Source organism: Bacillus sp. TH50, from assembly GCF_016650565.1.
Lineage (GTDB): Bacteria > Bacillota > Bacilli > Bacillales > Bacillaceae_G > Bacillus_A > Bacillus_A mycoides.
The window spans coordinates 2,921,606-2,945,869 of the sequence record NZ_JAEKFM010000003.1 but is presented as its reverse complement, the minus strand read 5'-3'; the positions used below and the strand labels follow the sequence as shown (position 1 = coordinate 2,945,869).

At 34.4% G+C, this 24,264-nt stretch carries 17 protein-coding genes and 1 pseudogene; 12 read left to right on the top strand and 6 right to left on the bottom strand.

All coding sequences use genetic code 11. The annotated features are described in order from the left end of the window. The first annotated feature begins 156 nt into the window (after positions 1-156). Positions 157-1,227, top strand: coding sequence for a nitric oxide synthase oxygenase (locus JFU23_RS15290; protein WP_201032217.1), 1,071 nt, complete (start codon positions 157-159; stop codon positions 1,225-1,227). Positions 1,228-1,590: 363 nt separating this feature from the next. Further along, positions 1,591-3,159 carry a BCCT family transporter gene (locus JFU23_RS15285; protein ID WP_201032216.1) on the top strand — a complete coding sequence of 523 codons (1,569 nt, stop codon included), beginning with the start codon at positions 1,591-1,593 and terminating at the stop codon, positions 3,157-3,159. 119 nt (positions 3,160-3,278) lie between these two features. On the opposite strand, the gene JFU23_RS15280 is transcribed toward JFU23_RS15285, so the two are convergent. Then, positions 3,279-4,577 carry an MFS transporter gene (locus JFU23_RS15280; RefSeq protein WP_201032215.1) on the bottom strand — a complete coding sequence of 433 codons (1,299 nt, stop codon included), beginning with the start codon at positions 4,575-4,577 and terminating at the stop codon, positions 3,279-3,281. A gap of 328 nt (positions 4,578-4,905) precedes the next feature. On the opposite strand from JFU23_RS15280, the gene lytS reads away from it, so the two are divergent. The 7 genes and pseudogenes from lytS to msrB all read left to right on the top strand — a co-directional run bounded on the left by lytS (position 4,906) and on the right by msrB (position 11,121). Beyond that, positions 4,906-6,675, top strand: coding sequence for a two-component system sensor histidine kinase LytS (gene lytS, locus JFU23_RS15275; protein ID WP_201032214.1), 1,770 nt, complete (start codon positions 4,906-4,908; stop codon positions 6,673-6,675). Further along, the gene (locus JFU23_RS15270) at positions 6,653-7,393 is read left to right on the top strand and encodes a LytR/AlgR family response regulator transcription factor (protein ID WP_002130151.1); all 741 of its coding nucleotides are present in this window, start codon (positions 6,653-6,655) and stop codon (positions 7,391-7,393) included. Before lytS ends, JFU23_RS15270 begins: the two co-directional genes overlap by 23 nt. A 133-nt stretch (positions 7,394-7,526) precedes the next feature. After that, positions 7,527-7,958 (top strand): antiholin-like murein hydrolase modulator LrgA, encoded by a 432-nt coding sequence (gene lrgA, locus JFU23_RS15265; protein ID WP_201032213.1) that lies wholly within the window; start codon positions 7,527-7,529, stop codon positions 7,956-7,958. Between the two features lie 34 nt (positions 7,959-7,992). Next, positions 7,993-8,685: an antiholin-like protein LrgB gene (gene lrgB, locus JFU23_RS15260; protein WP_000168872.1), complete on the top strand. Its 693-nt coding sequence runs from the start codon at positions 7,993-7,995 to the stop codon at positions 8,683-8,685. Between the two features lie 334 nt (positions 8,686-9,019). Next, the gene (locus tag JFU23_RS15255) at positions 9,020-10,054 is read left to right on the top strand and encodes an AI-2E family transporter (protein ID WP_002068682.1); all 1,035 of its coding nucleotides are present in this window, start codon (positions 9,020-9,022) and stop codon (positions 10,052-10,054) included. A 101-nt stretch (positions 10,055-10,155) separates the two neighbouring features. Next, positions 10,156-10,623 (top strand): annotated as a pseudogene (gene msrA, locus JFU23_RS31215) (peptide-methionine (S)-S-oxide reductase MsrA); the annotation flags it as partial. 45 nt (positions 10,624-10,668) lie between these two features. Then, positions 10,669-11,121, top strand: coding sequence for a peptide-methionine (R)-S-oxide reductase MsrB (gene msrB, locus JFU23_RS31210; protein ID WP_370458379.1), 453 nt, complete (start codon positions 10,669-10,671; stop codon positions 11,119-11,121). 25 nt (positions 11,122-11,146) lie between these two features. On the opposite strand, the gene JFU23_RS15245 is transcribed toward msrB, so the two are convergent. After that, positions 11,147-14,263, bottom strand: a complete 3,117-nt coding sequence (locus JFU23_RS15245; RefSeq protein WP_085312900.1) for an efflux RND transporter permease subunit — start codon at positions 14,261-14,263, stop codon at positions 11,147-11,149. 284 nt (positions 14,264-14,547) lie between these two features. Here JFU23_RS15245 and JFU23_RS15240 point away from each other — a divergent pair, with 284 nt between their 5' ends. Continuing rightward, on the top strand, positions 14,548-15,429 hold the full coding sequence (locus tag JFU23_RS15240) for a TetR/AcrR family transcriptional regulator (protein WP_085312899.1): 882 nt from the start codon (positions 14,548-14,550) through the stop codon (positions 15,427-15,429). 23 nt (positions 15,430-15,452) lie between these two features. Here JFU23_RS15240 and JFU23_RS15235 read toward each other — a convergent pair whose 3' ends face one another. Next, entirely contained in the window at positions 15,453-17,006 is a 1,554-nt protein-coding gene (locus tag JFU23_RS15235; protein WP_002138941.1) for an ABC-F family ATP-binding cassette domain-containing protein, read from the bottom strand. A gap of 169 nt (positions 17,007-17,175) precedes the next feature. Here JFU23_RS15235 and JFU23_RS15230 point away from each other — a divergent pair, with 169 nt between their 5' ends. Further along, positions 17,176-17,748: a TetR/AcrR family transcriptional regulator gene (locus JFU23_RS15230; protein WP_002130146.1), complete on the top strand. Its 573-nt coding sequence runs from the start codon at positions 17,176-17,178 to the stop codon at positions 17,746-17,748. Between the two features lie 58 nt (positions 17,749-17,806). Further along, positions 17,807-18,745: an SDR family NAD(P)-dependent oxidoreductase gene (locus JFU23_RS15225; RefSeq protein ID WP_201032211.1), complete on the top strand. Its 939-nt coding sequence runs from the start codon at positions 17,807-17,809 to the stop codon at positions 18,743-18,745. 48 nt (positions 18,746-18,793) lie between these two features. On the opposite strand, the gene JFU23_RS15220 is transcribed toward JFU23_RS15225, so the two are convergent. From JFU23_RS15220 to JFU23_RS15210, 3 genes are all read right to left on the bottom strand, one after another. Then, entirely contained in the window at positions 18,794-19,732 is a 939-nt protein-coding gene (locus tag JFU23_RS15220; protein ID WP_201032210.1) for a glycosyltransferase family 2 protein, read from the bottom strand. 92 nt (positions 19,733-19,824) lie between these two features. Next, the gene (locus tag JFU23_RS15215; RefSeq protein ID WP_201032209.1) at positions 19,825-22,497 is read right to left on the bottom strand and encodes a YfhO family protein; all 2,673 of its coding nucleotides are present in this window, start codon (positions 22,495-22,497) and stop codon (positions 19,825-19,827) included. Positions 22,498-22,819: 322 nt separating this feature from the next. Further along, on the bottom strand, positions 22,820-24,241 hold the full coding sequence (locus tag JFU23_RS15210; RefSeq protein ID WP_060750549.1) for an oligosaccharide flippase family protein: 1,422 nt from the start codon (positions 24,239-24,241) through the stop codon (positions 22,820-22,822). Between the last annotated feature and the right edge of the window lie 23 nt (positions 24,242-24,264).

Sequence of the window (24,264 nt, the reverse complement as noted above, 5' to 3'; positions counted from 1 at the left end):
AATACACCTATTTTTTATACAAGTCAATAGTAATCTCTTTAATTTTCTGAAAAATATTACAATAAAAGTAACACTTCGACTTTCATTTGTGACTCTTATTCTTTTTGCTTATACTGTAAAGTAGTAACGTTTTGTTGAAATAGAAGGAGATCGTTTATGAGTAAAACGAAACAATTAATAGAGGAAGCTAGTCATTTTATTACGGTTTGCTATAAAGAGCTTAATAAAGAACAATTCATAGAAGAGAGAATAAAAGAAATTCAAGTTGAGATAGAGAAGACGGGGACGTATGAGCATACATTTGAAGAACTTGTTCATGGATCACGAATGGCATGGCGCAATAGTAATCGATGCATCGGAAGACTATTTTGGAGTAAGATGCACATATTAGATGCACGTGAAGTAAATGATGAGGAAGGTGTATACAATGCATTAATTCATCATATTAAATATGCAACGAACGATGGGAAAGTTAAACCGACAATTACAATTTTTAAGCAATATCAAGGTGAAGAAAATAATATACGAATTTATAATCACCAATTGATTCGGTATGCAGGATATAAAACAGAAATGGGAGTGATTGGTGACTCTCATTCCACTGCGTTTACAGATTTTTGTCAGGAACTTGGCTGGCAAGGAGAAGGTACGAATTTCGATGTATTGCCACTTGTGTTTTCTATAAACGGGAAGGCACCTATATATATAGAAATTCCGAGAGAAGAAGTAAAAGAAGTGCCAATTGAACACCCAGAATACCCGATTTCGTCACTTGGAGCAAAATGGTATGGGGTTCCAATGATTTCAGATATGTGCTTAGAAATTGGCGGTATTTCTTATACGGCAGCCCCGTTCAATGGATGGTATATGGGAACGGAGATTGGGGCTCGTAACTTAGCGGATCATGATCGCTATAATTTACTTCCGGCTGTTGCGGAGATGATGAAGCTCGATACATCGAGAAACGGTACGTTATGGAAAGACAAGGCGCTAATTGAATTAAACGTGGCTGTTTTACATTCTTTTAAAAAACAAGGAGTTAGTATTGTGGATCACCATACAGCTGCACAACAATTTCAACAATTTGAGAAGCAGGAAGCGGCATGTGGACGGGTTGTAACTGGTAATTGGGTGTGGCTCATACCACCGTTGTCGCCAGCTACCACTCATATTTATCATAAACCGTATCCAAATGAAATTTTGAAGCCGAATTTCTTTCATAAATAATAGCTAGTATAGTTTTTTTTTCTGCAAAATATAATTTTTTTTAATTACTGTTACGTAGCAAATGGAAGCCTTTACTATCGGTTATTTTTGGAAAGGACTTTTTGAACCAAGGAGTTCCTTATGTTATAATCAAATTTCTGTTTCGAAGACCTTATAGAAATATAAGGTCTTTTGTTTTGCTTTTTTATGTAATAGGAATAGAAATTTTCTTTTAAATAAGGGATTTAGCATATTTTTAGGGACAACATAAGTGTGTAGGAAATTGATGAATTATTATGCTTATATAATCATTGTGTTTTGGGTGTAAACAAGAAAACATAATAAAGTTGTTTTTTTAGATTGCTGAGGAAGGAGGAAGTGTAAATGAGGATGAAGAGTCGAAAAACGGATTGGCCTGTATTTCTTATTAGTGGTGGCTCACTTTTATTATTTGTAATTGCAGTTATTTTAAATAAAAGTTACGTAGAGGGAGCCATTAATAGCAGTTTTACAGCTTCAATTAAATATTTTGGTGCCTTTTGGCAGGTTTTATTAATTGGTACATTTGTTGTTGCAATGTGTATGGCGTTTTCAAAATATGGGAGAGTTAAACTTGGGGGGCTAGAAAAACCTGAGATTAGTACGACAAAATGGCTCGCTATTATTATGTCTACATTACTTGCTGGAGGTGGCGTTTTTTGGGCAGCCGCAGAGCCGATGTACCATTTGATGACGGTGCCACCAATACATGAAGGTATAACTGCTGGAACGAAAGAAGCGGTAATGCCTGCTTTAGCACAAAGTTATATGCACTGGGGTTTCCTGGCTTGGACGATTTTAGGTACAATTAGTGCGGTAGTTATGATGTACGGGCATTATCATAAAGATATGCCTTTAAAACCTCGAACGCTTTTATATCCTATTTTTGGAGAGAAATTGCGAAAGAGTTGGCTTGGAACAATGATCGATGTATTTGCCATTATTGCGGTAGCTGCAGGGACGATTGGTCCAATCGGATTTTTAGGACTACAAGCAAGTTATGGGTTACAAGCATTGTTTAACATTCCTGATGTGTTTACTACTCAATTAGCCATTATTGTTTGTGTAGTAGCTGTTTCTACTATATCTGCGGTAACAGGAATTGATAAAGGGATTCAAATTATAAGTAATTTAAATGTTAGATTAGCAGTTCTATTAATGGTATTTGTATTAATATTTGGACCAGGTGGATTTATTATCGATTCATTTGTTTCTTCGTTTGGATTTTATATAAATGAATTTATTCCAATGAGCACATATCGTGGTGATACAGCTTGGTTAGGATCGTGGACAATCTTTTTCTGGGGATGGTTTATTGGATATGGACCGATGATGGCAATTTTAGTGAGCCGAATTTCAAGAGGAAGAACAATCCGAGAAATCATCGTTGCAATTGGAATTATTGCACCTATTATTACAACGTTTTGGTTTACTATACTAGGGGGATCAGGTGTGTTTTATGAGTTAATGAATCCTGGTTCTATCTCGACCGCATTAAGTGAATCTGGTATGCCAGCGGCTATGATTGCAATTACAGAGCAACTGCCACTATCTAATATTATTGGACCTGCATTTCTTTTATTAACAATTTTATTTGTAGTGACAACAGGAGATTCAATGGCTTATTCGATTTCAATGGCAGTGACTGGAGATGGAGATCCTAGAATTAGTTTGCGAGTTTTTTGGTCGCTTATTATGGGCGCAGTTGCGGCGATTCTTTTATATATGGGTGAGGGAAGTATTAACGCCTTACAATCCTTCATTGTAGTGACGGCTGTTCCGGTATCTATTCTGTTATTCCCAATGCTATGGCTAGCGCCTAAAGTCGCAGGGGAATTAGCGTTAAAACAAGGTATTGTAAAAGAAGAAGATAAAACTAGCTTCTTGTTCCAAAAAGCTAGTAAATCAAAATAAATAATTGTATTTATATAAGAAGAGGAAGCATTTCATTTGAGATGCTTCCTCTTTGCTATTTATCCAAATACTTTTCCTGAGGGGACAGTATTTGGATAAACATTTCGTACAGTTTCAATCTATTCTAATACTTTATCTTTCGTCTCTGGGACACATAATAGCATTGTAACTAAACCGATTGGATAGATAATGAAGATGAGAGATAATGCTCCCATTAAATTACCACCTGCAGCAAGTAAGCCGATAATAACAGGTCCAAATCCAGCTAATCCACGTCCTGTACCGAAAATAAAGTTCTCTGCTGTCGAGCGAGCTTCAGCAGGATAGTTTTCAGCTAAAACTGCTCCGAATCCCCCCATCATGCCATTGGCAAAGAATCCAAGCAGTGCACTTCCCCATAACAATGATGTTGAGTCTGTGAATAAGAAGAAGTAAATGAGACAGTATATAGTACCACCGACATAATAGATTGTAAAAGTTTTACGGCGGCCAATTTTATCGGCTAGAATACCAAAAGTTGCAATTCCAATTAGCATGCCGATTGTAGAGATGAACATCCAACCGCTCGCTTTTGCTAATGTGTAGTTATATTTATTCGCTAAAATAGTTGGCATCCATGTGAAAACTCCATAATATCCGAAGTTCTGGATGAATGACATAATAATAAGACCAATTGTTGTTATCGTTACTTTTTTATTGGCAAATAACTTTCGAAGTGGGAACTTTTTCATTTGCTTTAGTTGTTCTGCCTCAGTAGTTGTTAAATTACCTTTAGCTTCTTTTTGTAACAATTCTTTTTTGTATCGTTGTTTTTGTTCCCATATTTTCGGTTCACTTAAACTTTTGCGGACGTAAACAGCTAGTAGAGCGGGAATGAGTCCAAATAAGAAAACAGCTCTCCATCCAAAATGCGGGACGATAAATGCCGGAAGGAGTGAAGCGACTAGTACGCCAAATTGCCATCCAAGTGCAACAACGGATGTCGCCTTAGCGCGCATTTCTTTAGACCATGTTTCAGTTACGATGGCCATCCCAATCCCGAATTCACCACCAACTCCCATTCCAACTAAAAAGCGAAGAATTAATAATTGCCAATAATCTGTTGCGAAATAAATAAGTGCTGTTGCTAGTGAGAATAGTAAGATTGTGAAGGCCATCGTACGGATACGCCCAAATAAATCAGCAATAAATCCAAATAAATAAGACCCGATTAGCATTCCTATTGTGGTAGCTAATGTTAAGTTTCCACCTTCAACAGGGCTTAAATGAAATTCTTTTAAAATGTAGACGAGTACGAAAGATAAGAGCAACATGTCTAAACCTTCTGCTGCATATCCTAGCGCAGAACCAAACAATGTTTTATATCTTTTCTCTTTCGTCTCCTCTGTTGTTGATTGTACATCAGTAGTGACGTTCATCATTAATCCTCCTTATTTTCTTCTACAGTCGCTATGGAAGAATAACAAAAGGCCTTCTCACCTGATATGATGAGAAGGCCAAAAAAGCATACGTATCCCTAAAAAAGACCATACGTATAGTATATTCCGACTTCCTTCTCAACCTCACGGGGTTGGGTTAAAGGACTGTATTATATTACTTTATTTTTAGCACTCTTCTGTTAGATTGTCAAATAAAGAGGGGATAGTTATGTGTAAAATATTTCAAAAAACATTTCATTCTCCTCGACGCACGCTTCATTATTTTCCCATAATAAAACTAACTCATATAAAAAGGAATGAATCACAGATGCTAAATTTAGTACTTATGATGATTGAACGCGTCGGGCTTATTGTTATTTTAGGATTTTTACTCTCTCATATTAAAACGTTCCGGCGTCTTCTTCATAAGCAAGACGGATATGTAGATAAGTTTAAGCTTATTTGTATTTTTTCAGTGTTTACAATTGTAAGCAATTACACAGGGATTGAAATAGCAGGAAATACTATTATGAATGAAAATTGGTTACAAGGTGTTTCATCATCCAGCACAATTGCGAATACACGAATCATGGGTGTTGGAATTAGTGGATTGCTTGGCGGTCCTATCGTCGGAATTGGAGTAGGTTCTATTGCGGGTATTCATCGTTATATGCTTGGTGGGACGACGGCAGTAAGTTGTGCAATTTCATCAATTTTGGCTGGGATTATAACAGGTTATATTGGATACATTTTCAAAAAATATAACCGTACTATTACTCCTAAATTTTCTGCGATTTTAAGTGTTTTTATCGTTACTTTAGAAATGCTTATGATTCTATTAATTATAGAAGATGGACTTAGTGTTGTGAAAACAATTGCGCTACCGATGATTCTTGTAAATAGTTTTGGCAGTTTCATTTTACTTTCGATGATACTAGCTATTTTACGACAAGAAGAAAACGCAAAAGCTTTGCAAACGCATAAAGTATTACGAATTGCTGATAAGACGTTACCATATTTCCGCCAAGGGCTAACAGAAGAGTCTTGTAAACATGTGGCACAAATTATTCACCGCTTTACGGGAACAGATGCGGTATCCTTAACAGATACAGAGGAAATCTTAGCTCACGTTGGATTAGCATCAGATCATCATATTCCTTCACACAGTTTAATAACAGGTTTATCAAAAGAAGTATTAAAAACAGGGAAAATAATGAAGGCAAAATCACGTGAGAATATTAATTGTCAACATGAAGGGTGTCCATTACAAGCGGCAGTTGTTATTCCATTAACTTCACATGGAAATACGATAGGAACATTAAAACTTTATTTTAAAAACCCTAATCAATTAAGTCGTGTTGAAGAAGAGTTAGCGGAAGGGCTAGCGAAAATATTCTCCACACAGCTTGAGTTAGGTGAAGCTGAGTTACAAAGTAAGTTATTGCAAGATGCCGAAATAAAAGCGTTGCAAGCACAAATCAATCCGCATTTTTTATTTAATGCAATTAATACAGTATCAGCTTTATGCCGAACAGATGTAGAGAAAGCGAGAAAATTATTATTGCAGCTTAGCGTTTATTTTCGTTGTAATTTGCAAGGGGCACGACAATTACTTATTCCATTAGAACAAGAGTTGAATCATGTACATGCATATTTATCGTTAGAGCAAGCGAGGTTTCCGAATAAGTATGAAGTGAAGATGTACATTGAAGAGGCACTAAAGGTGACTTTAGTTCCACCATTTGTGCTTCAGCTATTAGTTGAAAATGCATTGCGCCATGCTTTTCCGAAAAAGCAGCCAGTGTGCCAAGTCGAGGTACATGTGTTTGAAAAAGAAGGGATGGTTCACTTTGAAGTAAAGGATAATGGACAAGGGATTGAGAGTGAACGTCTAGAGCAATTAGGAAAAATGGTAGTTCCATCAAAGAAAGGGACGGGAACAGCCTTATATAATATTAATGAACGACTTATCGGGTTATTTGGGAAAGAGACAATGCTTCAAATTGAAAGTGAATTAGAGCAAGGGACAAAGATCCTCTTTGTGATTCCGAAAAAAGTAGAGGAGGAAAAACGGAGTGTTAAAAGTATTAGTAGTTGATGATGAAATGTTAGCACGGGATGAATTGAAATATTTATTAGAGAAAACAAAAGAAGTAGAGATAATTGGTGAGGCGGATTGTGTAGAGGATGCATTAGAAGAATTAATGAAAAACAAACCAGATATTGTTTTTCTAGATATTCAGTTATCTGATGATAATGGATTTGAAATCGCAAATATATTAAAGAAAATGAAAAATCCACCTTCAATTGTGTTTGCTACTGCCTATGATCAATATGCATTGCAAGCATTTGAAGTAGATGCGTTAGACTACATTTTAAAGCCATTTGATGAAGAACGTATCGTACAGACATTAAAGAAATATAAAAAACAAAAGCAAATAAAGTTAGAAACAAAGCAAGATGTAAAGAGTGTAGATGTAACGGCCGAGATGCATAAATTAGCATTACCAATTGAGGAATCAATTGTACTTGTTAACATTGAAGATATTATTTATGTAGGGCTTGTAGATGGGAAAGTAACTGTAAAAACAATGAAAGAAACATATGTAACACATGATACGCTTGTCATTTTGGAAAAGAAATTACCACAAACAATTTTTATGCGTGTTCATCGTAGTTTCGTTGCTAATATTAATCATATTTCTGAGATACAGCCGTGGTTTAATTCGACTTATAACTTAATTATGAAAGAGGGATCCAAAGTCCCGGTTAGCCGTACATATGCAAAAGAACTTAAAAAGCTGCTTCGTATTTAAGAAGCAGCTTTTTGTATTTCGTCTGCCTATTTTTGTAACTAATTTTGTATATTTGACGTTCTGTTATGTAAACGCTTACAGTTTTGGTTTTATCTTATACAATAAAGGTACCAAATCGAAAGAGGTGGCCAAAATGAGTACGAAAAAAGTATATAGTTTCTTATCACAAGCATTCATATTTTCAGTTATTATGTTAGTTTCTAATATTATTGCAACGCATTTACCAATTCCGATGCCTTCATCGGTAATCGGATTAGTTATTTTATTTAGCCTATTATGTTTAAAAGTTATTAAATTGGAACAAGTTGAATCACTCGGAACGGCTTTAACAGGTATTATCGGATTCCTTTTCGTTCCATCAGGTATTTCGGTTATTAATTCTCTCGGTGTAATGGGACAATATTTTGTACAAATTTTAACTGTAATTGTTGTCGCAACAATTATTTTACTCGCTGTAACAGGATTATTTGCACAATTTATTTTAGGAAAAGACGATAAAGAAATAGAAGATATGAAAGAATTGAAAGTAGTAAATAAAGGACGTAAGCACGGAAAAGTTGCGTAACCAATTTAGTATATATTGTTAGGAGGGAATGAACATGGCAAGCACAATGACTCCATATTTCGGAATCGTCGTTTCATTAATCGCATACGGAATCGGAACATTATTATTTAAGCATTCAAAAGGATTCTTCTTATTCACACCATTATTCGTAGCGATGGTATTAGGGATTGTCTTTCTAAAAGTAGGTAACTTTACTTTTGAAGAATATAATACTGGCGGAAAAATGATTAGCTTCTTCTTAGAACCAGCAACAATCGCGTTTGCAATTCCATTATATAAACAAGTTGATAAGTTAAAAAAATATTGGTGGCAAATTTTATCGGCTATCGTGGTTGGATCTATTTGTTCAGTGGTTGTTGTGTTCATTGTCGCAAAAGCAATTGGTCTAGATACAGCTGTAATGAACTCAATGTTACCACAAGCAGCAACAACAGCAATTGCATTACCAATCTCTGAAAGTATCGGTGGTATTCCAGCAATTACATCATTTGCAGTTATTTTTAATGCTGTTATCGTATACGCATTAGGAGCTTTATTCTTAAAAACATTTAGAGTTAAACATCCGATTGCTAAAGGTTTAGCGCTTGGAACAGCAGGACATGCGTTAGGGGTTGCAGTAGGTATCGAAATGGGTGAAGTAGAAGCAGCTATGGCCAGTATCGCTGTGACAGTGGTTGGTGTCGTAACAGTGGTGGTTATTCCAATGTTCATGCCGTTTATTGGATGATAAAACTTACTAAAAAAAATATAAAAGCAAGTTATTTGTAGGACGGATTTCTACTGATAGCTTGCTTTTTATGTTACAGTAGTGGTAAGACCTATTGAAGGATAAAAGTTTCCTTAAATCTTCATTAATACTACGTATAATGCGTTCTGAAATAGGTCATTGTATTGTAAAATAAGAAGTAACATAATATATAGCACAATTAACGGGTGGTTAGGGTTGAATATAAATTGCTCGCAATGGCTTTAATATTAAAGGATAATTATAAGTAGAGAATAGAGAGAGATCTACTTGTTAACGTTTTACTTTATAGGACAGGAGAGAGTACTCGTCGATTATGCAAATAAAAAACCTGTTTCAAAGCAAAGGATTTCAGAGGTTAATCGTATTAGTATTACTTGCTCTCATATTGTATGGGATGCAAAGTATGTTAAATTTAATTTTAATTACGTTTATGTTGACGTATTTAATGGATCGATTCCAAAAGTTTATTTCTCGTAAATTAGATCATTTCATGCCAATTAATCGAAAAATTATTATAGCGCTTTTATATGTAATGTTAGTGGCAGGAATTGCCATTACGCTATTTAAATATTTACCGGTATTAACAATACAAATTTCACAATTGATTTATCAATTTAATGTATTTTTAAGAAATCCACCTGATAGTGAATTAATTAAGTATGCAGTTAATGCTGTTAATCATATGGAGCTTTCTAAATATGTGGGGCAAGGCGTAGACATTTTGTATAAATCTATTACGAATGTTGGGAAATTTGGCCTTCAAGTTTTACTTTCTGTAATTTTAAGCTTATTTTTCTTACTTGAAAAAGCACGTATCGTTGCTTTTACTTCGAAATTTAAAGAAAGCCGACTTGCAATTTTCTATAACGAAATAGAGTATTTCGGAAAGAAATTTGCACGTTCATTCGGAAAAGTAATCGAAGCACAATTTTTAATTGCAATTGTTAACTGTGTTTTATCTGTTATTGCATTATGGATATTAGGATTCCCGCAATTACTAGGTTTAGCGTTAATGATTTTCTTGCTTGGTTTAATTCCAGTGGCGGGTGTTATTATCTCGTTATTCCCACTCTGTATGATTGCTTACAATATTGGCGGTATTATGTATGTCGTTTATATTGTAGTTATCGTAACAGTAATTCATGCACTTGAGAGCTATGTATTAAATCCGAAGTTTATGTCACAAAAAACAAACTTACCAATCTTCTACACATTTATGGTATTAATTTTCTCTGAGCATTTCTTAGGTGTGTGGGGACTTATTATCGGTATTCCAATCTTCATTTTCTTATTAGATGTCTTAGATGTGACAAGTGATGAAATGGAGAAGGACGTTGAAAAAAAATAAAGTGAAGTAAAGAAAAAGCATCGATGTTCGATGCTTTTTCTTTTATAACATGACGTTCCTTATGCCATACTGTAAGGAGAAGATAGAATAGGGGTGAAATAATGGCCGTAAATGAAAAGATAGAGTTAGCTACGTTTGCTGGAGGGTGTTTCTGGTGTATGGTTTCGCCATTTGAAGAGATAGAAGGGATTATACAGGTTGTTTCAGGCTATACAGGTGGCCATAAAGAGGATCCAACGTATAAAGAAGTGTGCTCGGAAACAACTGGGCATTATGAAGCAGTACAAATTACATTTGATGCAAATAAAATGCCGTATGAAGAGTTGTTAAATATATATTGGAGACAAATTGACCCGACTGATATAGGGGGACAATTCCACGACCGCGGGCAGTCTTATGAAACGGTGATTTTTTATCATAATGAAGAACAACATAAAAAGGCAGAGGCTTCAAAAGAAGAGCTCGAGAAAAGTGGGCATTTTTCGAAGCCAATTGCGACAAAAATATTGCCAGCTGCTACGTTTTATCCAGCTGAAGAATATCACCAAGGATATTATAAGAAGAATACATTTCGCTATGAGTTATATCGTAAAGGCTCAGGTCGAGATGCTTTTATTAAACAACATTGGCCAAAGAATAATGCTCATTTAAAAGAAAGATTAAACGAGATGCAGTTTTATGTAACACAGGAAAATGGGACAGAACCGCCTTTTCAAAATGAGTATTGGAATCATAAAGAAGAAGGGCTTTATGTAGATATTGTTTCGGGGGAACCATTATTTACTTCTTTCGATAAGTTCGACAGCGGCTGTGGATGGCCGAGTTTTACGAAACCAGTTATGTCAGCTAGTGTGAAAGAAAAAATGGATGTTAGCCATAATATGACGCGTACGGAAGTGAGAAGTAAAGAAGGAGATTCACATCTTGGGCATGTATTTCCAGACGGCCCAGGACAAAACGGCCTTCGTTATTGTATTAATTCGGCAGCGCTACGCTTTATTCAAAAAGAAGATTTAGAAAAAGAAGGATATGGTGATTTCCTAATCTTGTTTGGGAATAAAAAATAACCTCGCAGTCAGCGAGGTTATTTTTTTATTTTACTTTTTTCTTTTTAAATTTGCTTAATGCTTCATAAACGATTGGAACAATAAGAAGTGTTAATAACGTTGAACTTGTTAATCCACCAATTACTGTTACGCCAAGTCCTTTAGAAATTAAGCCGCTACCTTCAAATCCTAATGCAAGCGGGATAAGAGCCCCGATTGTTGCAATTGCAGTCATTAAGATAGGACGCAGGCGTGTTGTACCAGCTTCTAATAATGCTTCACGTGTTGATAGGCCGTCATTTTCTTTATGAATAACACGGTCAATGAGCACGATTGCGTTCGTTACAACGATACCAATTAGCATAAGAGCCCCAATCATCGCAGATACGCTTAACGTTTCGCCAGAGATTAATAAGGCAACGAGTGCACCAATGATTGTGAATGGTAGCGAGAATAAAATTGCGAATGGTGCAAGGGCACCGCCAAATGTAACAACAAGAACGAAGTATACAATGGCAATCGCAGCTAACATCGCTAAGCCAAGTTGTTTGAATGATTCTTGAATATCTTGTGTAACACCACCCATAGAAACATCTATACCAGAAGGAAGATCCATTTTATCTACTTCTTTTTGAACAGCGGCAGATGCTTTTGAAACGTCATCAGATGTTAGTTTTGCACTAACTTCCGCATAAACACGGCCATCACGATGTGTTACTGTGTTAGAAGTTTCATCTTCTTTTACAGTCATAACATCTTTAACAGCAACTTCATTACCAAGTGGTGTTGTAATTTTACGATTTGTTAAGTCATCGATCGTTTCATAGTTTTGTTTTTCAGTTTCTACATATACATTTATATCTTTATTATCTTTTTTAATTGTTGTAAGAACAGGGCGATCATGTTGATTAGAAAGTCCCATTCCAATTTGAGCAGCAGTTAGCCCCATTTTACTTAACTTTTCTTGATCAGCGACTAAAGTATATTCTGCATATGTTTTTGCAACACTAGAGTCTATGTCTTTTAAATCTTTATTTTTCTTCATGATATTTTGAATGTCTTTCACGACAGGCTTAATTTCTTCAGAGCTATCTCCATAAACGTATAGCATAATTTCGTTACTACCGCCACCTGCTCCGAAATCTTGGTTTTTCCATTCACCTTTTCCAGACATCTTTTGTAAATCTTTAACGACTTGTTCTTTCTCTTTTTCAAAGTTTTTCGTATCGTTATCATATTGAACGAAGAACATCGCTTGATTTGTTTGACCAGGGCTCATTGGGTTTTCGCCGCCTAATGAGAATTGAATCGTTTTGACGTCTTTTTTATCTTGGAAATGCTTTTCAGCTTTCGTTGCAATTTTTTCAACGTCGTCTAACGTTTGACCTGGCTCAGGTTTGTACGTTGCGATAATCATTTTTTCTTCTTCAGATGGTAAGAAGCTGACACCGATGATTGGTACAAGTGCAAGGCTGCCTACTAATAGGAGGACTGTGATACTTGATGTAATAATTTTATGGTTTAACGCCCATTCAAGTATACGTTTATAGCCGTTTGCTAATTTGCTTGGTTTTTCCTCATGATGTACTTCTTTTTCTCTCATGCTTTCCTTCTTAAATAAGGAATGTGCTAGCATCGGCACAATTGTAACTGCCACAAGTAAGGAAGCAAGTAGGGCAAAAACAATTGTTAAAGCAAATGGTAAGAACATTTCACCAATCATACCTTTTACAAGTCCAAGAGGTAAGAATACAGCGATTGTTACAATTGTAGAAGACATAATCGGGATAAACATTTCTTTCGTAGCTTCACGAATTAAATCTTTCCCACGTAATTTCTCTTCTGATAAAGACATACGTCGGTAAATATTTTCAATAACAACAATTGAGTCATCAACAACGCGTCCAATAGCAACTGTCATTGCTCCAAGTGTCATAATGTTAAGGGTAATATCCATTTGTTTTATTACTAAAACTGCAATTAATAAAGAAAGTGGTATAGAAACGACAGAGATTAGTGTTGTTCGAATGTTTCGCAGGAACAACATAATAATAACAATCGCAAAGATAGCACCGAAAATAGCTTTGCTAAGCATTGTTTCGACTGATTTTTCAATAGGCGCACCTTGATCGAATGTTGAAATAATCTCTAAGTCTTTATATTTTTTCTCAAGGTCTTTTACTTTATCTTTAACTGCATTTACAACATCAACTGTATTCGCATCAGCAGCCTTCACAATTTGAATACCGATTGCTTCTTTTCCATTCGTTCGAGAAATGGATTCTGCTTTTCCAACTTCTTTAATATCAGCAATCTCTTCTAATGTAACCGTTGGTATGCCGTTCATAGCAGCCGGATTCATCTGTGGTGCTTGTGTTCCAGCACCAGCGTTTTGGCTACCTTGACCATTCGGTGATGAAGGGATAGCTGGAATTTTTAATTCTTTTAATGCTTTAATTGTTGTAATGTTACCATCGACAACAACTGATTTTTCCGTATCTTTAAATGTATATAAGCCAAGTGGTAACGATACGTCCGAACCTTTAATCATATTTTTTACAGTATCTTCACTTAAACCTAATTCTTTCATCTTATCTTTTTTGAAGACAAGCTGTACTTCGTCTACTTGTTGACCTGCGATTTGAACAGATGCGACACCATCAAGTCCTTTTAATCCAGGAACAACATTTTTTTCTACATTTTCTGTTAAGGCAGCTAAAGATTCATTTTTACTCGCTACGCTTAATGAAATAACAGGAAAGGCATTAAAGTTTACTCGTGAGACTTTCGGGTCTTTCACACCTTCTGGCAGTTTCACGTTTGCGAGCGATTCTTTAATTTCCGTTTCGGCTTTTTCCATATTTTTATCAAAATCATATTCTACCTGAATAGAAGATGCGTTTTGATAAGATGATGAACTAACAACGTTTACACCGCTTAAATTTTGGAGTTGCTCTTCCATTGGTTTTGAAATTTTATCAGCTACTTCTTCTGGTGTAGCACCAGGATAAACCGTGGTTACTGTTACAATCGGTGTTGTAATATCAGGAATTGTCTCCAGCTTCATATTGAGTCCAGAATAAATACCCGCAATAGTAACAATAATGGTTAGTAGCCAAACTGCGAACTTATTTTTTAACGTGAAATTGATGATTTTGTTCATGTTTGCGCTCCCTTTTTATTATATTGACCAATCGGTCAGTCTAATACATAATATAACTGACTGATTGGTCAGTCGTCAATGAAAAGGGATGGTATAATAAAGTGAAACTGTAAGTAGTCGGTTTCCTATTCCTTAATGATTATTGATTTTGACAGATGGAAAGGCTTCTATATAAACCATTTGCTCCATTAAATTTTAGGGAAGAAGTCTTATTTTCTGTTAATGTGGAATGAAATCAAGTTTGAATTTACATAAGATGCGAGATTAAGTCTAGGAGAGAAGATATGAAAGAAAAAGAGCGTTTAATTATAGAATCGGCTATGAAGTTATTTGCGACTAAGGGTGTCAATGCGACATCAGTACAAGAAATTGTGACAGCTTGTGGCATATCTAAGGGGGCTTTTTATTTATATTTTAAATCGAAAGATGAGTTGTTATTAGCGACACTTCGATATTATTATGACAAAATCCAAAAGAAAATGCTGGATATTGATAGAGAATCTTTATTGCCACGTGAAAAATTTGAAAAACAATTGTGTTGCCAGTTTACAGATGTACAGAAGCATAAGGAATTTATTATTATGCATGCGAGAGAAAATGCTATTCCATTTAATAAAGAAGTAGAAGAATTTATGATGCGGATGAAATTAGAGTCTCATGCATTTTATCGAAATAGCTTACTGTCCATTTATGGTGAAAAGGTTATTCCATACTTGTTAGATCTAGTAATTATGGTGGAAGGGATATGCCGTGGGTATTTAGAATTAATTATTTTAAATGCGCCAGAAATTGATTTGTCCTATGTCTCAGCTTTTATTTTAAAAAGGATAGACAATTTAGTAGAGGGGCTTCTAGAATCTTCAGAGGAACCTGTTCTACATGAAGAGAGACTTGGAGAATTTCTTTGCAGTTCCGAGCTTATTAAGGAACAGGTGAAGGAACATTTTTTAAGTGAAATTATTGTATTTAAACGAACATTAGCCGATCAATTAGAAAATGATGAGTTACTTGTGACTTTAGATGTTTTAGAAGCAGAAATGAGATTGCCAAATCCAAGAATTCCAGTCATTAGAGGTATGCTTGCTAATTTAGCGGTATATCCTAGTTTAAATGAGTTTCGATTGAGGCTTACGGCATACTATAATATAAAAAATCCTTGCATATAGAACGCAAGGATTTTCTATTATAATTAAGAATTATTTTGTGACCACTCTTCAACATTCCAAGTTTTTGTTATCCAGCCTTCATAAAATTCTGGTTCGTGACATACAAGAAGGATTGTCCCTTTATATGCTTTCAGAGCTTTTTGAAGTTCTTCCTTTGCTGTAACATCAAGATGGTTTGTTGGCTCATCGAATAGGATCCAGTTACTTTCTTCACCCATTAGCTTACATAAACGAACTTTTGCTTGTTCACCACCACTTAATTGATTTAGCGGGCGAGAGATATGCTCATTTTTTAATCCGCATTTTGCTAACATTGCACGAATTTGATGTTGGTCCATGCTAGGGAATGTGTTCCAAACATCATCAATTGGTGTTATATTATCCGCTTTTACTTCTTGCTCAAAGTATGCAGGCTCTAAGAAGTCACCAAGACTCGTTTTACCGCTTAAAGGTTTAATTTTTCCTAAAATTGTTTTTAGTAATGTTGATTTACCGACACCATTACATCCAACGATAGCAATTTTTTCACCGCGTTCAATTGTCATTGTTAGTTTTGGTAGTAATGGGTGTGTATATCCGATTTCTACATTTTCACCTTCAAAGACGAAACGGCTACTTGCACGACATTCTTTAAATGAGAATTCTGGCTTAATTGCTGTTTCAGGACGATCAATACGCTCCATGCGATCAAGTTGTTTTTGACGACTTTTTGCACGACCTGTCGTTGAATAACGAGCTTTGTTCTTTGCAATAAAGTCTTCCTGCTTTTTAATAAACTCTTTCTGTTTTTCATAAGCATTTATATGTTGATTTTTATTAATTTCGGCTAACTCTAGGAATTTTTCGTATGTCGCTGTATAGCGCGTCATTTTTGTAAATTCTAGATGGAAAATAACATCAACGCATTTGTTCATAAATTCCGTATCATGAGAAATTAATAAGAATGCATGTGGATATTCTTTTAAATAATTAGTTAACCAATGAATATGTTCAACGTCTAAATAGTTAGTAGGCTCATCGAGTAATAACACTTCTGGTTGCTCAAGTAATAGCTTTGCAAGTAATACTTTTGTACGTTGTCCACCACTTAGTGCTGAAACATCACGATCTAAACCGATTGCATCAATTCCAAGACCTCTTGCTGCCTCTTCGATTTTCATATCTAGTAAATAGAAACCACCTGCTTCGAGAGCATCTTGGATTTCTGCCATCTGCTCAAGAAGGTCCTCTAATTCTTCCGGTGTTGCCGTTCCCATTTTTTCTGCAACTTCATTTAAAGCTTTTTCTTTTTCAAATAAAGGTAAAAACGCGTCAGCTAATACATCACGAATTGTGCGACCAGGTGTTAAAATTGTATGCTGGTCTAAGTAACTGTAATTTGTACCAGGTGTCCATTCTACACGGCCTTCATCATGGATAAGTTGACCAGTAATAATATTCATAAATGTTGATTTACCAACACCGTTTGCACCGACTAATCCGACATGTTCTCCTGCTAGTAAACGCATGGATACATCTTTAAATAATGTGCGATCGCCAAATGTATGGCCTAGTTTTTCTACTGTTAATAAGCTCATAGTATCCTCCGTCCAACTTGAAATAGTACCTTGAATCATGATACTAAATTATTGAGTATAATGCTATCCTTTCAAAATGTATCTTTTTGTAAGAAACTAATTGTATTTTTTTGGGAAAAGGTTATAATATTAATTGAACAGTGGTCAATTAAATTGTGAGGTATGAAAAATGTCGCCAAGAAGGGCAGTTAAACAAGAATTAACGAGAGAAATGATTATGAATGTAGCAAGAGACTTATTTATAAAATTAGGTTATCAGCATACTTCAATGCGTAAAATTGCAACAGAACTAGGATATAGCCATGGTGCCATCTATTATCATTTTAAAAATAAAGCAGAGCTTTTCTATGCGATGGTAGAGCAAGATTTTCAATTGCTAAATCAAAAATTAGATGAGATTAATGATCAAAATTTACCACAAGAGGAACAATTGAAAGCTGTTTTATTTGGTTTTATTGAATTTGGTTTGCAAAATCAAAGTCATTATGAAATCATGTTTTTAATTAGAGATGATGAGTTAAAAGAATGTTTAGCAGATGGCCCAAATGTTAGTTACGAAAAATTTGCTACTGTTGTATCTTCTTTGTGTAATGAGAAGGTAAATGTAATGACAATATGGTCTGTTTTTCTATCATTACATGGGTTTGTGGCACACTATTGTGGGAATGATCAAACATTTGAAGAAGTAAAAGGATTAGCTAAAGTACACGTGGAGTTTATTTCAAAATCACTTCTTATGTAAGTGATTTTCTTTTTAATATTAATTGAACAGCGGTTAATTAATTTAGGGGGGATATATAATGAAAAAAGCTTTAGTGCTAGGAGCATCTGGATCAATGGGGTATGCAATTGTAAAAGAATTATGTAGCAGAGGAATTCATGTAGTGGCCTTTGCGAGGAATAAAGAGAAATTAGAGATATTATTTTCTGGAGAAGAAAATGTGAAAGTTGTAGCGGGAGATGTATTTATACAGGAGGATATAATGGAAGCTGCGAAAGGCGTTGATATTATATTTCATGCTGTAAACATTCCATATTCAGATTGGGAGAAGAAGCAACCAAAATTATTAAAAAATATATTAGAAGTAGCAATGTATTACGACAGTAAGTTAGGGATAGTTGATAATATTTATGCGTATGGGAGGCAAGGGGAAGAACTTGTAGTGGAAGAAGTTAAAAAGGCACCACATACGAAGAAAGGGAAAATTCGGTTACAGCTAGAAATGATGGCAAAACAAGCTCGTGTAAAAATGTTTATTGCTCACTTTCCAGATTTCTATGGTCCGAATGCAGAAAGTACGCTTGTTCATCATACTTTAAAAGGTGTACTTGCAAATAAGTTATCAAGCTTTGTTGGAGATAAAAAGATTGCTCGTGAATATATTTTCACACCAGACGGTGCAAAAGCAATGGTTGAATTAGCTTTACGTGATGAGGCCTATGGACAAAATTGGAACATACCGGGTTGTGGTGTCATTACAGGTGAAGAGATGATTCAACATATACAAGAATTAACGGGATATACAAAAACAGTAATGACAGTAAAAAAAGGTATGATAAATTTAATCGGACTATTTGATAAGCAGATGAAAGAATTTGTGGAAATGCTATATTTGACAGAAAATCCTGTTGTATTAAGCGGAGAGAAATATGAGAGGTATATTGGGAATATACCAAAAACTTCTTATTATAATGGGCTAAAAGAAACGATTATATCTATGCAACATAAAGGTGTGTAAATATTAGTATAAAAAAAGTTACTTCTGTAGGTAGAAGTAACTTTTTTATTATGCTTTTTGTTTGACTTCACTAACTTTCTTTTCAGCTACAATAAAATGTGGTCTACGTTTTGTTTCATAATAAATGCGACCGATGTATTCACCCATAACACCTAGGAAAATGAGTTGAATACCACCAATAAATAATATAGCGGAAATTAAAGTGAAGTATCCTGGGACTTCAACACCACCAACAATAATTTGAATAAATGTAGTAATTACGTATAAAATCCCTAAAATAGTTGTTAATAATCCAAGATATATAGATAGTCTTAATGGTTTATTATTGAATGAGATAACACCATCTATTCCGTAATTTAACAATTTAGAAAAAGTCCACTTACTTTCTCCATCAGAACGTAATACATTTTCATATCCAATAATTAGTTCATTAAATCCAATCCAGGAGAATAAACCTTTTGAGAAGCGATTGTATTCGCTTAAAGATAATAGAGAATCAACAGCTCTTCTACTTAAAAGTCTAAAATCTCCAATGCCGTCTACTAGTTCAACATCTACAAACTTATTCATCACTTTATAGTATAGACGAGAAACGAAAGAGCGAACGGGTGAATCACCTGTTCTTGTTCTTTTTGCAATAATTTGGTCGTAACCTTCGTTATATCCTTCTAACATTTCTTTTATTAGTGTAGGAGGATGTTGCAAATCGGCGTCCATAATAACAACTGCATCACCTGTAGCGTATTTTAAACCAGCTAACATAGCGGCTTCTTTGCCGAAATTCCGACTAAATGATATATAATGAACAGCTGCATCTGAATTTGCCAAATCACGTAGAATATTTAATGTATCATCTTTACTACCATCATTTACAAAAACAAATTCATAATCGGTAGTTAATTTATGAATTTCTAGAGAAGTCTCTGAATAAAAGGCTCGAAGCATCTTTTCTTCATTGTAGCATGGTACGACTATTGAAAGAGTCATTTTTGCCCCTCCTTGTTTATAATGGTTAAAACGTTATTTAATATTTTTTATGAAGCTATCCGCTTTGGATAGCTTCATAATTTATTGAGTGCTCATTGCGGCTTTTTAAAAGGCAATTTTCGGCGTCCTTTTTGATTTGTAAAAACTAGTAAGGCTACACAAATAATTAGTGAAATAATTGATATAATCATACCTAATTTAAAGTAAGGTGTAACATAAGTCATTTCGATTATATGTGCTCCTTTTGTAATTGGGACACCAATAAATGCAGAATTTGCTTTCGTGAATTCTGTTTCTTTTCCATCAACTTTTATAGTCCAACCTTTACTATATGGAACAGATAAATATAGTAATCCATCTTTTTTCGAGTTGATTTCACCTTTTAAATAGTTGTTTTTATAATAAATATTTTGAAGTCTATTTTCAGTTAGTTTTTTTGTTTCTTTTTGTACACCTTCGTAATTTACGATATTTGCTTGTAAGTCTTCAAGTTCGTATTCACCTGGTGCATCAATAGAAATAGTTAGTTGGTCTGGACGATCGTCTTTACCTAAATTATAAACAAATCTTTCTAAAGGATATGAGTATGCACCAGTGTCTTCACCTTTCCCCATATCTTTCCCGTTAACTACTGCATGGAATGAACCTTTATTTTTTATCTTTAATTCTACAATTAAGTCTCCAGGAGTATTAGGATAATTTATAGGTACAATCATATTTCCATTGCCATGGACAATGAGTTTATTATTCTCTTTTTCCATATTTTCTAGTTGTACTTTTTCCATTTTGATAGATACCGCTTTTGAATTAAGATTCTTTTTATCAAAATGGGTTAATGAAAAGTCTTTTCCATTATTAACGACTACAGCATGTAATAATAATTGGTCACGCTGAGCGAAGTTTAATTTAGAAAATTCTTCTTCACTTATACTAGAATCATATACATACCCTAACGGTAAAGCATAGTCATTTTTGTAAATATTATACGGTCCTACTTGTTTTAATAGTTTATATCCATATGGTATATTTTTTTGATCTGTATCAGCGCTTAGTACGCGATATTTTACACCTAACATATTTTCAAGTAGTAGTCGACTATCAACTTGGAAGAACATCGAAGGAGTGTCGAACCCTTGGAATACGTTGTATTTATTTTTCATAAAGTCATGAACATAATAATTAATCAAGCTTTGGTACGTACTTGTACCATGATAACCTTGTAACATTGGTGTGTTATGGGCGCTACCTGGGTTAAGAATACGATAAAAGTCTTTATCATATTCTTGTATATAACGAATGGCAGCAATCTCATCTTTGTTATCATAGCCAGATACATGTAAAGCTTCTTTTGTAGCATTGCTTTGTCCGAAAACGGTACTAAGTATATTATTAGCATACATGTAATTCATGGAAATTGTACTAACGAGTATGTTCACTACAACTAAAAATTGTATGAAAGGTTTAGAAAGATAACGCCATAAACATACTGTAATGAGAGAAAGAACGATAGTTCCGATTAAAATATTGTCAACTGCCTGTAAAGGTTTATCACTTACATTTATATTTACTTTTCTATAAAATGCATAAATGAATAATCCTATTGATACTAATGAACTCATTATATAAGGTAATTTATGTTCTTTCTTATGAACAATCATCCAATCTAAGATGTATGCTATAGTTTGAGCAATTACAAATACAAATAAATAAAGCCATCTATATTGCATTGCTGAGAAACCATTAAATACAGAGTATGTATACGGAAGCATAAACAGAATGAACATGAAAAATGTAAAGAATACTTTATTTTTAACAAGTTTATCACGTATAAACATTCCAAATATGATTAGGAATAAAATTAAAGCTGGTAAAGCTAATTGATGATTTTCAGCATCATATACGAAGAAGATAGTTTCCATTAGATCTTTATAAAATGTATCTTCAAAGAATAAAGGTATATCAAATTTCTTCGTTAACCGATCCGCACTAAATACCGCATTGACTGATGGAATAAAGCAAACTGCAGCCAAGCCAAGTGATAGACCGTATAATAATCCAATTTTAATATAATAGGCTAGAAAAGAGACGATTGTTTTATTTTGCTGTGTGGCAAAGTATTGGGAAAATGCGTAAATGAAAATGAAAATACTTGTAATAAAAGCAAAATAAAAGTTCGATGCTAACATTAAAGTAGCAGCTACTAAGAAAAGTCCACGTTTCTTTTCTATAATATATTTATCAAGTCCCCATATTACTAATGGTAAAAATACGATGGCATCAGCCATGAAATCCCAAAGTAATGAATGGCGCATAAAAGTAATACATCCGCCATACATAATAGCAGCAATAAAAGATGAGAAGACTGTTTTATTATGATAACGTAAAGAACCATACATGAATAACATAGCTAAAAAGTTTTTTAAAATACTCATGTATAATTTCATATCATAGATTTGTTCAATATTTAATTTAGGAAGTAACAGCGTAATCCAGAAGAACGGCGCTGTACTGTAATAATAACTAAACTCTCCAAATAAATCTCCACCTAATCCATAATCAAAAGACCAAAAAAGATTACCATCTTTAAAGGCATGTTGCAGGAGAAATGTAAAGAAACCAAATTGGCTTAATGCATCACCTGTACCAGAAAAGATTTGATTAGATGTTAAAAAGAAATAATGAAAAGCAAAAGCACACAATAATAATATCGGAATAATCATTATAGTTTTCTTTGAGAAAATCTTATTGTTCGGCTTTATGCTCATAAAAATTTATAATCCTCCTTCGAAAGTTGTTACATATAAAAACACACCAATTATGAAGGTGTGTTTTTTAGTTTTAGCATAAAAAAATATATATTTTGTTGTATCATATATATTTTACAAGCATTGAGTTTCATAGTTTACTTGTAATTTAGTATAAAGCATTCTCAGAAAGTAAGTCAATTTGACATGGAATATATAGCATTTTTTAACCACTGAAAATTCGAGAATAATGAAGTGCAGTCTTCAGAATTTATGTTCTGTAAATGGTGGTATATAAAAAGCCAAAAGCTTTTCCATTCTTAATAGGAAAAGCTTTTGGCTTTTAAGCGTTTTTACGAACTAATTTTTTATTTACAAATCCTAAAATCAACCCGCGTATTTGTGGATCAATTGCAAGGCCAATAATACCGTACAATATACCAGTAAGTGTTAGAGCTACCAGTGGTGGTAAGTTAATTAATACTGTGCGGTATAGGGCGTAACTGATTATAAATGCTAGTGTATTAAATACAATCCCTTTGAATAGTAATGTAAATCCTTTACGAACGAATAAAGTAAATCCGATTAATAAAGTAACCTCAGTAATGATAGCAGCTACCGCAGCTCCCATCATTCCAAATTGGCTACCTAATACGATGTAACTTACGATAGCGACAGCTAATCCAATTCCCATCGTTGTCGCACGCTTCCACTGTTGACCAATAGTTGTTAAATTATCAGCAAGTGGATAGTTGATAGATTGTAAAATAACCATAAAGGCTAAAATTGCAAGAGCATCACCGGCTGGTGCATATTGTTCACCTAATAAAGTAACAATCCAAAAGCTTGGATCGGCGATAAATGGGATGGAAATTCCCATTCCTAAGAAAGACATAAGTTTTAATTCGAACTGAGATAGTTTTCTATGTTCATCAATATTCTTTTCATTTCCAAAAGCAAATAACTTTGGATAAAAGGCTGCTGCAATTACGCCCGGTATTTGATAAAGTACAGCAGGTATTTTCGATGCAGCGCCAAAGAATCCAACTTGCTCATATGTTGAGACTTTTTCTAATATAATAGGCCCTAACTGTGGTAAGAGCATAATGATAATGCCATTGATCGTGAAAATGAGCAATTGATCTAAAATGCCTTTATCCCAGCCCTTATGAACTGTTGTATGGCGAATTACCATTATAAAGGCGATAAGTCCTGTTACAAGACTAGATATCCCGTACATGGCAGCAACCATCATAAGTGACCATTTAAAGGACATTCCTAGTAGAAGAGCAGCTGCGGCTGTTACACCTTGTATTACAGAAATAATCGCTGTAAATTGCATGCGTTCTGTTACTTGGAAGTAAGCCATCCCAACACCTTGTAAAGTGGCTCCAAACATTGTCGGCAGTACAACCCAATATACCATGGCACGTAAGTAAGCATCGGGATAGAAGAACTGAGCGAAAATAGCGAAGAGCACAGAAATTACGATAGCCAATACTAAACGAATACGTAAATAACTACTAATTAGTACGCTAATGTTAGCGTTGCTTCTCGTTCCTTCACGCATAAATGTATGTGTCAAACCTGCATCTGTAAAATAACAAATAACAGCGGAAACTGCTAAAGCAGTTGTAAACATCCCATACTCCTTTGGTGAAACATATCTTGCAAAGAAAATGGTCGCAATAGCAAGTACAAATCGAACAGTAATATTTCCTACAAATAGGTAGGAGGCGTTTTTAAGGATTTTATTTGTTTTCATGGAACAAGACCTTTCTATTTTTC

Coding starts and splice junctions, on each gene's coding strand:
- JFU23_RS15290 (WP_201032217.1), top strand. CDS start 157: ATGAGTAAAACGAAACAATTAATAGAGGAAGCTAGTCATTTTATTACG.
- JFU23_RS15225 (WP_201032211.1), top strand. CDS start 17,807: ATGAAAAAAGCTTTAGTGCTAGGAGCATCTGGATCAATGGGGTATGCA.
- JFU23_RS15255 (WP_002068682.1), top strand. CDS start 9,020: ATGCAAATAAAAAACCTGTTTCAAAGCAAAGGATTTCAGAGGTTAATC.
- lrgB (WP_000168872.1), top strand. CDS start 7,993: ATGGCAAGCACAATGACTCCATATTTCGGAATCGTCGTTTCATTAATC.
- JFU23_RS15280 (WP_201032215.1), bottom strand. CDS start 4,577: ATGAACGTCACTACTGATGTACAATCAACAACAGAGGAGACGAAAGAG.
- lrgA (WP_201032213.1), top strand. CDS start 7,527: ATGAGTACGAAAAAAGTATATAGTTTCTTATCACAAGCATTCATATTT.
- JFU23_RS15285 (WP_201032216.1), top strand. CDS start 1,591: ATGAGGATGAAGAGTCGAAAAACGGATTGGCCTGTATTTCTTATTAGT.
- JFU23_RS15240 (WP_085312899.1), top strand. CDS start 14,548: ATGAAAGAAAAAGAGCGTTTAATTATAGAATCGGCTATGAAGTTATTT.
- JFU23_RS15230 (WP_002130146.1), top strand. CDS start 17,176: ATGTCGCCAAGAAGGGCAGTTAAACAAGAATTAACGAGAGAAATGATT.
- JFU23_RS15235 (WP_002138941.1), bottom strand. CDS start 17,006: ATGAGCTTATTAACAGTAGAAAAACTAGGCCATACATTTGGCGATCGC.
- JFU23_RS15210 (WP_060750549.1), bottom strand. CDS start 24,241: ATGAAAACAAATAAAATCCTTAAAAACGCCTCCTACCTATTTGTAGGA.
- JFU23_RS15220 (WP_201032210.1), bottom strand. CDS start 19,732: ATGACTCTTTCAATAGTCGTACCATGCTACAATGAAGAAAAGATGCTT.
- JFU23_RS15245 (WP_085312900.1), bottom strand. CDS start 14,263: ATGAACAAAATCATCAATTTCACGTTAAAAAATAAGTTCGCAGTTTGG.
- lytS (WP_201032214.1), top strand. CDS start 4,906: ATGCTAAATTTAGTACTTATGATGATTGAACGCGTCGGGCTTATTGTT.
- JFU23_RS15215 (WP_201032209.1), bottom strand. CDS start 22,497: ATGAGCATAAAGCCGAACAATAAGATTTTCTCAAAGAAAACTATAATG.